The following is a 13,197-nucleotide window of genomic DNA, read 5'->3' on the forward strand; positions in this document are numbered from 1 at the left end:
CTCTGTGCAGGCTTTCACATCTGGTTACATGTTACGGAACAGGCCCATGAAAGGCTGGCTCACCGCCAGTGTCTCGGGCCGGTTCTTCAGGCGCAGGACGCCGCGCCCGCTCTCGTCGCGGGTCACGCCGCTGACTGCGCGCAGGTTGACGATGGTCGAGCGGTGCACCTGCTTGAAGTGGGTCGGGTCGAGCACCTCGAGCAGGTCGCGGATGGGCTTCCTCAGCAGGGTCTCGCCCTCGATCGTCATCACCACCGTGTACTTGGAGTCGGCCTGGAAGTAGCACACGTCGTCCACCAGGATCAGGCGCGTTTCCTGGCCGCGGCTGGCGGTCAGCCAGACCAGCGGCGGCGCCTTCGGCTGCGGCGGCGCCACCGCCTGCAGCTGCTGCAGCAAAGCCTGCAGCTGCCCCAGTTGCCCGCTGTCCTGGCCGCCGCGCTGCAGGCGCGCCTGCACCCGCCCCACCGTGCCGGCCAGGCGTTCGCGCGCCACCGGCTTGAGCAGGTAGTCGACGGCGCCGCGCTCGAAGGCGTCGATCGCGTACTGGTCATAGGCGGTGACGAACACCACTTCGGTCTTGATGCCGGCGGCAAGCAGGTTCGATGCGACTTCCAGCCCGCTCAGCCCGGGCATGCGGATGTCCAGGAACACCACTTCCGGACGGTGTTCGGCGATCGCGTCGAGGGCGCTGCCGCCATCCTCGCAGCTGGCCACGATCTCGAGTTCCGGCCACACCTGGCCAAGCAGCTGGACCAGCGATTCGCGCAGCAGGGCTTCGTCTTCCGCCACGACGCACCGGATTCGGGAATCAAGCATGATGGGCTCCTGCCCCTACGGTATGGGGAACGGTGATGGTGGCGGCCACGCCGCTCGGGAAGTTGGCCACGATCGAGAACGCGGCCGCGCTGCCGTAGGCCAGGCGCAGGCGCTCGCGCACGTTGCGCAGGCCGACCCCGGTGCCGCCGCCCTCGGCGGTGAAGCCGCGGCCGTCGTCGGCCACCGTCACCGCCACTGCACTCATTTCCCCCCCCATGACCTGGCGCGCCAGGATCCACACCGTGCCGCCGCCCGGCTTGGGCTCGAGGCCGTGCTTGATCGCGTTCTCGACCAGGGTCTGCAGCATCATGCTCGGGAACAGCACCGCGCGCAGCGCGTCCGGCACGTCGACCTGCAGCTGCAGGCGCGGACCCATGCGGATCTTCAGGATGTCGAGGTAGGCGCGGGCGCGTTCCAGTTCCTCGCCGATGGTCGAGGGCGCATCCTCGGTGCGCGGCAGCGAGTGGCGCAGGTACTGGATCAGGTTGCCGAGCATCTCGTCGGCGCGCGCCGGATCGGTGCGCGTCAGCACCTGGGCGCTGGCCAGGGTGTTGTACAGGAAGTGCGGCTCGACCTGGGCGTGCAGCAGGTTCAGCTTGGCCACCGTGAGCTCTTTCTCGGTGGCGGTCTGGCGTACTTGCGCCTGTTCGCCGCGGCGCCGCTCGGCTACCCGGCGGGTAATCGCCCGCACGATGGCTTCGGCGTTTTCCAGGTTGGTGCCGTGGTCGACCAGGAAGGTGTCGGTCCAGGCCGGGTCTTCCGGTTCGCAGATCAGCGTGACGCTGCCGGCGGAATCGCCGTTCGGCGTGACCGTGGCCAGGATCTGGTTGCGCCGCTCGCCGAAGGGAATGAAGGCCCAGCTGGCGGCGGGCGGCTGGCCGTCGTGGTGCATGGCGTAGGGATTGATGCGCTTGACCTTGGCGCGCACCTGAAGGCTGTCGCGCGCGCTCTCGACCAGGATGGCGCCGGGCAGTTCGCGGATCGCGGCGTCGATCAGGTCGAAGGCCTCGCCGGCCTCGAACGGGATCTCGATCTGGCGCCGCTGGCGGTTGGACAGGGTGCTGCTGTTGAGGCTACCCGCGATCAGGCGCACCCGGCGCATGTGCGAGAACACGCCCGAGAGCACCCACAGGCCGAGGAACAGGGCCAGCAGCGCGAAATAGCCGCCAACGTCGCGCTCGACGATATCCCTGGTCCCCTCGGCAACGATGATCGCGAAGACCAGGTAGCAGCCGAGCCAGGCGGCCAGCAGACGTGCAATGTGAAAAGTGCTTGAGATCATGATGTTCTTTCAGTAGTCAGGGCAGCGCCAGATTAGTCCTGGTCTCTATTGCCGGGTGACATTATGCGACGGAGCCGGGATAGTAGCGACGAAACCGGCCGTGGCGGGCACAAATAAACCGTTGTACATCCTCCTCACCCAGGCCGGCTTTCCTCGCCGCCGGCAGACACTGCCGCTACAATGATGCCCTAATTCAACATCACAAGGCTTTCCCAGCATGGCACTCAAGCACGCATTCTTCGCCCTGGCGGCCCTCGCCGCCAGCATGTCGGCCCAGGCGCAAATCGGCGCCGCCGTTACCGCCGACCTCGGGACCACCGGCGCCGGGCTCCACCTGGTCGTCCCGATGGAGAGCAACCTGAACGGGCGTTTCGGTGTCAACTACTTCAAGCACGAGCTCGACAAGCGCTCGGGCCTGGTCGACTACAAGCTCGACGGCAAACTGGCGACCTTCGACGTGCTGTTCGACTGGTATGTCATTCCGCACAGCAGCTTCCGCCTGACCGGCGGCATCCTGTACAACGGCACCCGTTTCAAGGCCCTTGGCGTCCCGACCGCGAACGGCAGCTTCAACTTCAACGGCATCAACTACCTGGCGGCCGACTTCGGCGCCCTGAAAGGCGAAGTCAACTTCCGCCGCGCCGCGCCGTACATCGGCATCGGCTGGGGCAACGCCCTCACCCCGAACAAGCGCTGGAACTTCAATGCCGACATCGGCGTCTTCCACCAGGGCAAGGCCCGCGTCAACCTGATCGCCTACGGCTGCAGCACCAACGTCACCTTCTGCAGCAAGCTGGCGAGCGACGTCAACGTCGAAGAACTGCGCCTGCAGGAAGAAGTGTCGGACTACAAGATCTACCCGGTACTGCGCGCCGGCATCTCGTACAGCTTCTAAGTTCGCGCCGTATGCATTTTCGGCGCGGACTGGCGTATGATGGAGTTTCTTGACAAGGAGCCATCATGCCACCGCGCCGCCTCTTCCCCGCCGCCGCGCTCGCAATTGCCTGCCTGTTGCTGACTGCCTGCAAGGACCAGCGCGAGCCGGTCAAGCCGATCGTCGACCTGTCGGTCCTGATTGTCCTCGCCTGAGCCGGCGCGCCCTTCGCTTGCCGCCTCCGGCAAGTTAAACTACGGCCTGTACATTTACTCGTCGTAAGGTTTCCATGTCCTTTGCTTCGCTTGGACTGATCGATCCGATCGTCCAGACCCTCGCTTCGCTCGACTACAGCACTCCGACCGCCGTCCAGCAGCAGGCGATTCCCGTCATCCTGTCCGGCAAGGACGTCATGGCCGCGGCCCAGACCGGCACCGGCAAGACCGCCGGCTTCGCCCTGCCGATCCTGCAGCGCCTGTTCAAGCGCGACAAGCCGGTCGGCGCGAATGCCGCGCGCGCCCTGGTCCTGGTGCCGACGCGCGAGCTGGCCGAGCAGGTGCACGAGAGCTTCCGCAGCTACGGCGCCGGGCTGAACCTGCGCACCATGGTGGCCTACGGCGGGGTCAGCATCAATCCGCAGATGATGAATCTGCGCAAGGGGGTCGATGTGCTGGTGGCGACGCCGGGCCGCCTGCTCGACCTGCACCGCCAGAACGCGGTGAAGTTCACCGACGTCATCACCCTGGTGCTGGACGAGGCCGACCGCATGCTCGATCTCGGCTTCTCGAAGGAACTCGACCAGGTGTTCGCGGCCCTGCCGAAGAAGCGCCAGACCCTGCTGTTCTCGGCCACCTTCTCCGACCAGATCCGCGCCATGGCCAACCGCCTGCTGCGCGAGCCGGTACGCATCGAGGCGAGCCCGCGCAACACCACGGTGGCCAAGGTCACCCAGTGGCTGGTCCCGGTGGACAAGAAACGCAAGCCCGAGCTGTTCCTGCACCTGCTGAAAAAACACGACTGGACCCAGGTGCTGGCCTTCGCCAAGACCCGCAAGGGCGTGGACGAGCTGGTGGGCCTGCTGGACGCCAAGCGCATTCCGGCCGATGCGATCCACGGCGACAAGCCGCAGCCGGCGCGCCTGCGCGCGCTGGAGCGCTTCAAGGCGGGCGACGTGAAGGTGCTGGTGGCAACCGATGTCGCGGCGCGCGGCCTCGACATCGACGACCTGCCGGTGGTGGTGAACGTCGACCTGCCGATCGTGGCCGAGGATTACGTGCACCGCACCGGGCGCACCGGGCGTGCCGGCGCCTCGGGCGAGGCGGTCTCGCTGGTGGCGGCCGACGAGGTCGAATTCCTGGCCGCGATCGAAGCCCTGACGCGCCAGACCATCAAGCGCGTGGAAGAAAGCGGCTTCGAGCCGGAACACCGCGTGCCCGAGACGGTCGCGGGCGGGCAGATCGTCAAGAAGCCGAAAAAGCCCAAGAAACCGAAGGGCGATGCGAAGGTCGTGGTCGAGGACGTACGCTTCAGGAAGTGAAATATTATTTCATATAAGCGGCCAGTTTGAAATTTTATTGCAACACCAGACGCATTTCGCGCATGCCTTCCAGCCCGGTCGACTTGACGGTAAAGCCCATCCGCTTGGCCAGCCCGGTGATGCGCGAATTCTGCGGCAGCGCCTCGCCCACGATCTCGCGCGTGCCGCGCGCACGGCAGTAGTCGATCAGCTTTTGCATCATGAGCTTGCCCAGCCCCATGCCTTTCAGGTCCGAGCGCACCGTCACCGCGAATTCCGCCGTGATGTTGTCCGGGTCGGCCACCACCCGGCCCACCGCCAGGGTTTCGGCCACGCCTTGCGGGGTCAAGCGGGTGGCGATGAAGGCCATCTCGCGGTCGTAGTCGATCTGGGTGAAGCGCGCCAGCTGCGAAGGCTGCAGTTCGCGCACGCGCACGAACATCCGGTAGCGCACGTCGTCCGGCGTGAGCGCGTCAAAAAAGGCCAGGTGGGCGGGACCGTCCTCCGGGCGGATCGGCCGCAGCAGCAGCGGCGCGCCCTGCCAGTCGATCGTCTCTTCCAGCTCGCGCGGATAGGGCCGGATCGCCAGCCGGTCCAGGGTGCTGCCCGAGCGGTCCGCCAGCGCCAGGCGCATGCGCGCGTCCAGCACCACGGCGCCGCGGCTGTCGGCCAGCAGCGGGTTCAGATCCAGCTCCACGATCTCGGGAATGTCCGCGACCATGCGCGAGACCTGCACCAGCGTGGCCAGCACCGCGTCCATGTTGGCCGCCGGCCGGTTGCGGTAGCCCGCCAGCAGCCTGGCCACGCGGGTACGGTCGACCAGGTCGCGCGCCAGCACCAGGTTCAGGGGCGGCAGGCCGACCGCATGGTCGTCGGCCACTTCCACCGTCACCCCGCCCTGCCCGAACACGATCACCGGCCCGAACACGGCGTCCAGCGCCGCGCCGACGATCAGTTCGTGCGCGTTGCTGCGCCTGACCATGGCCTGCACCGAGTAGCCCTCGAACTTCGCCTGCGGGAACAGCTCCGCGAGGCGCCGGCGCATGCGCGTGGCGGCCGCGCGCACGCCCTCGTCGCCGTCGAGGTCGAGGGCCACGCCGCCGAAGTCCGACTTGTGCATCACGTCCGGCGTCAGGATCTTGACCGCCACCGGATAGCCGATGCGCTGGGCGGCGCTCACCGCCTCCTCCACGCCGGCGGCCTGGCGCGTCTCGACCACCGCCATGCCGTAGGTGCGCAGGATGGCCTTGGTCTCGGGGTCGGACAGCAGGTAGCGCCCGCTCGCGACGGCTTCGCGCACCAGCGCGCGCGCCGCGGCGCGGTCGGGAGCCACCGAGCCTGCCATCGAGGGCGGCACCTCCATCAGGAGGTTCTGGTTGCGCCGGTAGTGCACCAGCTGCAGGAAGCCGGCGACCGCGTCTTCCGGCGTGCGGTAGGCCGGCAGGCGCGCGCCGGAGGCGATGGCACGGGCCTCGGATACCGCGCCGCCTCCCAGCCAGCACGACAGCAGGGTCTTGGACGCGCTGCGCACCAGCGGCGCGATGGCCTCCACCACGTCGCGACTTAGCACCGTCGCGGTGGGCGACTGGATCAGCAGCAGCGCGTCGACCTGCGGGTCGGCAAGCAGGATCTCGAGGGTCTCGCGGTACAGTTCGGGCGCCGCCCCGCCCTGCAGGTTGACCACGTTCCCGCGCCGCCAGCCCGGCGCCAGCAGCGCCTCCAGGCGGGCCTGCGATTCGTTCGAAAACTGCGCCCCGACCCCGCCGCCATAGGCCAGCGCATCGCGCGCCAGCACGCCCGGTCCGGCACCGTTGCTGACGATCGCGAGGCGCTCGCCGTGCAGCGGGCGCGCATAGGCCAGGGTCTCGGCGGCCGAGAACAGCTGGTCGGTGGTGTACACGCGCAGCATGCCGGCGCGCCGGATCGCGGCGTCGAACACGTCGTCGCGCCCCGCCAGGGCGCCGCTTTCGCTCGCCGCGGAAGGCAGGGGATCGTCCTCGCGTCCGGCTCGAAGGACCAGCACCGGCTTGCTGCGCGCCGCCGCGCGCGCGGCCGACATGAACTTGCGTGCGTAGCGCAGGTCCTGCAGGTAGAGCAGGATGGCGCCGGTGGCGCCGTCGCTGGCGAGGTAATCGAGCACGTCGCCCAGGTCGACGTCGGCCGCGTCGCCCAGCGCGATGAAGTGGGAAAAGCCGATGCCGCGGGTGCGCGCCCAGTCCAGCACCCCGACCATCAGTGCACCAGACTGCGACACGAAGGCGATCCGCCCGGGCAGCGCGCCGCTGGTGGCGACGCTGGCGTTGAGCCCCAGGCCGGGCGTCAGCAGGCCGGCGCTGTTCGGCCCGAGCAGGCGCAGCAGGTAGGGATGGGCGGCGTCCAGCATGGCCTGGCGCAGGCCGCGGCCGCGCGCAGTGCGTCCATCGCTGATGCCACTGCTCAGGACCACCGCGGCGCGGGTGCCGCGCTCGCCCAGCTGGCGCACGATCGCGGGAATCGTCGCGGGCGGCGTGCAGATCACGGCCAGCGCCGGCGCCGCGGGCAAGTCGGCCACGCTGGCGTAACAGCGCCGTCCCGCCAGTTCGCCGTACTTGGGGTTGACCGGCCACACCTCGCCCTTGAATCCGCCGGCCAGCAGATTGTGCAGCAGCGTCGCGCCCAGGCTGTCCGGCCGCTCGGAAGCGCCGACCAGCGCCACCGACTTCGGTGCGAACAGGTGCTCGAGGTTGCGAACGCTCATGCGGGTGACCTTTCCTCGGGTAACAGGAGCGCCCCTGCGCCCCGCCCCGCCAAGCATAGCGCCCCTTCACGAGGCGGCGCGCACGGCCTGTCGCGTTCTAAGGGCGCAGCACGCTGCGCCGGTCGCGGCGCGTGGCCGGCAGCGCGCACAGGGCCGGCGACTGGCTGCGCAGCGCCCGCATGATGCCGTTGGCCATGATGCGGGTGTGGGTAGCGAGCCTGGGGGCATCGATCCCGGCTTCGAGCACCTGGGCGCGGAACACCTGCGCCTCGTCCAGCTCGCGCACCGCGATGCAGGCCAGGATGGCGGGCGACGGCTGCGGCGCCATTGCGTAGAAGCGCAGGCGGAATTGACGGTCGAGCAGGATGCTGCCGGCCAGGAAACGGTCGAGCCCGACGTCGAACAGGACGTGGACGATCACCTCGGCCGCGCGGGCGGCGATGTCTTCCTGGTTTTTCCTGCGACGGGGGCCGAACAGGCGGATCAGCATCTGCATCGCACCCTCCAAGTCAATATTCTGGGCATACTAACAGTGCGTTTCATTAGGGGCAATATCTCGCCGGGCTGCTGTTGCGCGCTTGCACAGCTATATCTTCCCCAGCAGGTCGATCAACTGCTGCGGCGCCACCGGCTTGGTGAGGTGCTCGTCGAAGCCGGCCGCCAGCGAGGCCGCGCGGTCCTCCTGCCTCCCGCGTCCGGTCACCGCCACCAGGAAGGGGCGCGGCAGGCGCCGCGCCAGGATCGCCGCCACCTCCAGCCCGTCCATCTCGGGCATGCCCTGGTCCAGCACCGCGATGTCGGCCGGGTGTTCGTTGAACAGGCGCAGGGCCGCCGCGCCGTCGTGCGCCACGTCCACCGTCGCGCCTTCCGAACGCAGCAGCCAGGCCAGGGACTCGGCGGCATCGACGTTGTCGTCGGCCACCAGCACGTGCTTGCGCAGGCGCGCCCCCGTGGCGCCGCGCTGCTCGGCGGCTTCAGGCGTGGCCGCCGGCCGGATCGCCGGCAGCGTCACCGTGAAGGCCGAGCCGTGTCCCGGCCCTTCGCTATGCGCCGCCAGCCGTCCGCCGTGCAGCTCCACCAGGCCCTTTGCCAGCGACAGGCCGATCCCCAGGCCGCCCTGCGCCAGGTGACTGGCGCTGGACACCTGGACGAAGGCGTCGAACACGCGCGCCAGCATATCCGGCTCGATGCCGATGCCGTTGTCGCTCACCTCGACCCGCGCCTCGCCGCAGCTTTCCTCCAGCAGGATCGCGATGCGTCCGCCCGGCGGCGTGTACTTGGCGGCATTGTTGATCAGGTTGGCCAGCACCTGGGTCAGGCGCAAGGCGTCGGCATCGACCCAGACCGGCTCCTGGCACAAATCGAGCGCCACGGTGTGGCGCCCGGCCTCGACCAGCGGCATGCTGGTCTGCAGGGTGTCGCGCAGCAGCCGGCCCAGCTCCACCGGCGCGCGGTGCAGTTCGATCTTGCCGCGGCTGATGCGGGTGACGTCGAGCAGGTCGTCGAGCAGGCGCGCCATCTGGGCGGTCTGGCGTCCGACCATGGCGGCGATCCATTCGATGCGGTCCTGGGCCAGCGCCTTGCCGCGCAGGAGCGAGGCCGCGTTGGCGATCGGCGCCAGCGGATTGCGCAGCTCGTGCGCCAGGGTGGCGATGTAGATGTCCTTGCGGCGGTCGGCCTCGCGCAAAGCGTCCATCGCTTCCTCGCGCTCGCTCACGTCCAGCACCAGCGAGAACACCCGGTCGATCCGTCCTTCCTCGTCGTGCAGCACCGAGTTGTACCATTCGCAGCAGAGCGTACGGCCGTCGCGCGTGCGGTTGCGGTTGCTCGACTCGACGTAGCGCGTGGCCGAATCGAGCAGGCGCCCCATCGCGCCGGCCACCATGCCGGCGTCCTCCTCGTGGATCACCGGCAGCGCGTCGATGCGGCGCCCGACCGCTTCCTCGGCCGTCCAGCCGAACAGTTCCTCGGCGCGCCGGTTCCACAGGCGGATCACGAAGTCGCGGTCCCATTCGATCACCGCCAGCGGCGTGTTTTCGATGAGGTAGCGCGTCTGGTCGAGCGCGCGCGCCAGCGCGGCGCTCGCCTCGGTCCTTTCGGTGATGTCGTCGAGCACGATCACTGCGGCCGCCAGCTCGGCCGCGGCGTCGCGCAGGGGCGCCCCGCTGACCGAATACACGCGCCGCCCGTCGCGCGTCAGGCTCTCGAGCACGGCATCGCGGAAGGCTTCGCCGCGGATCGCGCGCCGCACCGGCTCGCCGATCAGGCACAACATCGCGGCCGGGCCGGCCATGCCGCCCGTGCCGGTGTGCTCGAAACGGGCGGCCATCTGCTCGGCCAGGTCGTTGGCCATCACGCAGCGGCCCTCGCGGTCGACGATCAGCACGCCGTCGGGCAACTGGCGCAGCACCGAGCCGAGCAGGCTTTGCCACTGCGCGCGCGAGCGGGTCTCGATCATTTCTTCGAAGGTGTCGCGCAGGCGCCCGTGCAGGGCGATGTTGTCGATGGCCACGGCGCCGAGCACGAACAGCGAGGCCGCCAGGCCGTACAGCCGCCCGGCGTAGAAGCCGAGGTCGAAGCGTCCGCCGTTGAGCAGGCAGGACAGCAAGACCTCGAAGGCCCAGGCCGACATCGCGATCGTCAGCCAGACGTCGAGCACGGCGCGCGGGCGCTTCTGGGCCGTCTTCCACAGGGCGAACAGGGACAGCGCCAGCACGCAAGCGCTGATCCAGCGGTAGGCGGGACGGAAGCGGTCCCCGTCCATCAGCTCCGGCAGGTAGGGGGCGCCGGTGGTGCACAGCAGGACCAGCGCCGAGACGAACAGCGCCGTCAGGAGCGCGCCGACCCGCATGAAGTGCGCCGGCAAGGGGCGCCGGTAGCTGCAGGCATAGCCGAGCACGAACAGCGGGAACAGCGCATGCCAGATCATGAACAGCCACGGCGTGGTCTGGTCGTTCCCGCCCAGCACACCGTGGGCAGAGAACAGGCCGGGAAAGGTCAGGAGGTGGGCCAGCGCGATCAGCGCCGTGAACAGGTAGCCCAGCGTGAGGATGCCGAGCGACCAGGAACGGCTGGTATGCACGTGGCCCAGCAGGAGGATGCCGGTGAGCAGGTTGCTGCCGATGAGTACCGACTGGTACATCGGGATGAATTCCGGCGCCACCGGCAGCGGCGTGCGCGCAAACGGCGCCAGCAGCGAAAAGAAGACCGCCAGCACCCCCAGCACCACGAGGACGTTGCGCACTTGCGCACCGGATGGAGGGTGTTTCGCCAGATCTGCCGGTTCTGCTAGAACACCGTATCGCATGGGTCATCCCAGTGGAATGCTGAGCATATGTATCAGGCGCGTATCTTGCCCTCTTTTAATCTACATAAAAATATATCTCATTTGCGATATTTGAGCACTTGTTTTTCTGATATCTCAGCTCCGCGCGCTCACCGGATAGCCGGCGGCGTCGATCGCGGCAACAATCCGGTCGATATCGGCATCGCTGTCGATGCTCACGCGCTTGCTCGGCAGGTCGATGCTGACCTTCGCCGCCTCGTCGATGCCCTGCACGGCCTTGGTCACGCGGCCGACGCAGTGGCCACAGCTCATGTCTTCTACGGTCAGTTGGTACATCTCTCGTGCTCCTGGTTGAACGGGCGTTTCCAGCCCTTGGTGAATGAAATCTTCCTTGTTGGCTTGCTGCGCGGCGGCTGTCGAGGGCCGCCAGCCGCGCAGCAGCAGCGCATTGGCCACCACGCTGACGGAGCTGAGCGCCATCGCGGCGCCGGCCAGCACCGGATTGAGCAGGCCGAAGGCCGCCAGCGGGATGCCGACCACGTTGTAGACGAAGGCCCAGCCGAGGTTCTGGCGGATCTTGGCATAGGTGCGCTGCGAGATCGCCACCGCATCGGCCACCAGGCCGGGATCGCCGCGCATCAGCGTGATGCCGGCGGTCTGCATGGCGACATCGGTACCGCTGGCCATCGCGATGCCGACGTCGGCCGCCGCCAGCGCCGGCGCATCGTTGATGCCGTCGCCGACCATCGCCACCTTGCGGCCGGCCGCTTTCAGCTCCGCCACCAGGCTGGCCTTGTCGCCCGGCAGTACCCCGGCATGGTAGCGCGCGATGCCGGCCTGGTCGGCAACCGCACGCGCGGCGCCCTCGCTGTCGCCGGTGAGCATGACCGACTCGATGCCCATGGCGGCCAGGCGCGCCACCGCCGCGGCCGCACCCGGCTTGAGGCTGTCGCCGAAGGCCAGCAGGCCGAGCACTTCGGCGCCTTCGGGACGCGCCAGGGCCAGCCAGGACACGGTGCGCCCCTGCGCCTCGTGCGCGGCGGCCTGCGCCTCCCATGCCGCGATGGCGGCGCCCTGCTCCCGCATCAGGCGCGCATTGCCGAGCAAGACGATCCTACCATCCAGCTCCGCCTGCATCCCGCGCCCGGGCAGCGCCCGGGCTTGCGCCACCAGCTGCGGCGCGATGCCGCGTGCCTGCGCGGCCTCCAGCACCGCGTGCGCCAGCGGATGGCTGCTGGCCTGCTGCACGGCCGCGGCCAGCCGCAAGACCCGCTCCGCATCGGCGCCTTCGAGCGCGGCCAGGCGCGGCCGGCCTTCGGTCAGGGTGCCGGTCTTGTCGAACACGACCACGCCCACCGCATGCGCGGTTTCCAGCGCCTCCGCATCCTTGATCAGGATGCCGTGGCGGGCGCTGGCGCCGGTGCCGACCATGATCGAGGCGGGCGTGGCCAGGCCGAGCGCACACGGACAGGCGATCACCTGCACCGCCACCGCATTGAGCAGCGCCGCCTGCCAGTCGCCCGTCGCCAGGCCCCAGCCGAGCAGCGTGACGAGCGACACCAGCAGCACGGCCGGAACGAACACCGCGCTGACCCGGTCCACCAGGCGCTGGATCGGCGCCTTGACCGCCTGCGCGTCTTCCACCATGCGGATGATCTGCGACAGCATGGAATCAGCGCCCACCGCGGTGGCGCGCACCAGCAGCAGGCCGTCGGCGTTGATGGCGCCGCCCGCCACGCGATCGCCCGGCCCCTTCGCCACCGGCAGCGATTCGCCGGTCAGCAGCGATTCGTCGAGGTGGCTGCGCCCTTCTTCCACGCTGCCGTCGGCGGGCACCCGTTCCCCGGGCCGCACCACCATCAGCTCGCCCACGCGCAGTTCGGCCAGCGGGATGCGCTGGTCGCGGCCGTCGCGCCGCACCAAGGCGTCGTTGCTGCGCAGGGCTTCCAGCGCCCCGATCGCCGCCACCGCCTCGCGCTTGGCGCGGGCCTCCAGCCACTTGCCGAGCAGGACCAGGGTGATCACCACCGCCGAGGATTCGAAGTACAGGTGGGGCGTGCCGTGGTGACTGCCCGCCAGCAGCAGGTACAGCGACAGGCCGTAGGCGGCGCTGGTGCCGATCGCGACCAGCAGGTCCATGTTGCCGCTGCCGGCACGCACGGCCTTCCAGCCGGCCCGGTAAAAGCGCGCGCCCAGCCAGAACTGGACCGGGGTCGCCAGGATGAGCTGCAGCCAGCCCGGCAGCATCCAGTCGAGGCCGAAGGGCTGCACCAGCATCGGCGCCACCAGCGGCAGGCTCAGCAGCGCGCTCAGGGCCACCGGCCACCAGGCCGGCAGGCCGGCGCCGGCCTTCCCGTCGCGCGCCAAGCGGGCCGTGCCGGGCGCCGGCACCGCGGCGGCTTCGTAGCCGGCCGCGCGCACCGCCGCCACCAGCGCGTCGAGCGCGGCGCCGCCATGCACGCTGGCCTTCTCGGTGGCCAGGTTGACCGTCGCCGCGCTTACGCCGGGCACCTTCTGCAAGGCCTTTTCGACCCGGGCCACGCAGGACGCGCAGGTCATGCCTTCGATACTCAGGAGGGTCGCGCCCTCGGGATGCGTTCTCGTGTCCATTTGCTTCCTTCAATCGTGGAATGCCATACCCGAAGGATATTCCTTCCCACGATGGGAAGGTCAAGCATCTTTTCCG

Annotated in this window: 9 protein-coding genes; 3 read left to right on the forward strand and 6 right to left on the reverse strand. The window is 69.2% G+C overall.

Annotated features, from left to right (window positions below; all coding sequences use genetic code 11):
- Window positions 1–24 precede the first annotated feature (24 nt).
- Window positions 25–816, reverse strand: a complete 792-nt coding sequence (locus tag YWC_RS0127305) for a LytR/AlgR family response regulator transcription factor (RefSeq protein ID WP_027868167.1) — start codon at window positions 814–816, stop codon at window positions 25–27.
- Complete coding sequence (locus YWC_RS0127310) at window positions 809–2,098, reverse strand: sensor histidine kinase (RefSeq protein WP_027868168.1); 1,290 nt, start codon at window positions 2,096–2,098, stop codon at window positions 809–811. Before YWC_RS0127310 ends, YWC_RS0127305 begins: the two co-directional genes overlap by 8 nt.
- Window positions 2,099–2,315: 217 nt before the next feature.
- Between YWC_RS0127310 and YWC_RS0127315 the strand changes: the two genes are divergently transcribed.
- From YWC_RS0127315 to YWC_RS0127325, 3 genes are all read left to right on the forward strand, one after another.
- The gene (locus YWC_RS0127315; protein ID WP_027868169.1) at window positions 2,316–2,993 is read left to right on the forward strand and encodes a hypothetical protein; all 678 of its coding nucleotides are present in this window, start codon (window positions 2,316–2,318) and stop codon (window positions 2,991–2,993) included.
- A gap of 65 nt (window positions 2,994–3,058) precedes the next feature.
- On the forward strand, window positions 3,059–3,187 hold the full coding sequence (locus YWC_RS34090; RefSeq protein WP_267872176.1) for a hypothetical protein: 129 nt from the start codon (window positions 3,059–3,061) through the stop codon (window positions 3,185–3,187).
- A gap of 74 nt (window positions 3,188–3,261) precedes the next feature.
- Window positions 3,262–4,509 carry a DEAD/DEAH box helicase gene (locus tag YWC_RS0127325; RefSeq protein WP_027868170.1) on the forward strand — a complete coding sequence of 416 codons (1,248 nt, stop codon included), beginning with the start codon at window positions 3,262–3,264 and terminating at the stop codon, window positions 4,507–4,509.
- 34 nt (window positions 4,510–4,543) lie between these two features.
- Here YWC_RS0127325 and YWC_RS0127330 read toward each other — a convergent pair whose 3' ends face one another.
- From YWC_RS0127330 to YWC_RS0127345, 4 genes are all read right to left on the reverse strand, one after another.
- Window positions 4,544–7,225, reverse strand: a complete 2,682-nt coding sequence (locus YWC_RS0127330; protein WP_027868171.1) for a bifunctional acetate--CoA ligase family protein/GNAT family N-acetyltransferase — start codon at window positions 7,223–7,225, stop codon at window positions 4,544–4,546.
- A 97-nt stretch (window positions 7,226–7,322) separates the two neighbouring features.
- Entirely contained in the window at window positions 7,323–7,721 is a 399-nt protein-coding gene (locus YWC_RS0127335) for a hypothetical protein (protein WP_027868172.1), read from the reverse strand.
- Window positions 7,722–7,811: 90 nt separating this feature from the next.
- Window positions 7,812–10,469, reverse strand: a complete 2,658-nt coding sequence (locus YWC_RS31860; RefSeq protein ID WP_051306810.1) for an ATP-binding protein — start codon at window positions 10,467–10,469, stop codon at window positions 7,812–7,814.
- 177 nt (window positions 10,470–10,646) lie between these two features.
- Window positions 10,647–13,121, reverse strand: a complete 2,475-nt coding sequence (locus YWC_RS0127345) for a heavy metal translocating P-type ATPase (protein WP_027868173.1) — start codon at window positions 13,119–13,121, stop codon at window positions 10,647–10,649.
- Between the last annotated feature and the right edge of the window lie 76 nt (window positions 13,122–13,197).

Source organism: Massilia alkalitolerans DSM 17462, from assembly GCF_000427785.1.
GTDB lineage: Bacteria > Pseudomonadota > Gammaproteobacteria > Burkholderiales > Burkholderiaceae_D > Telluria > Telluria alkalitolerans.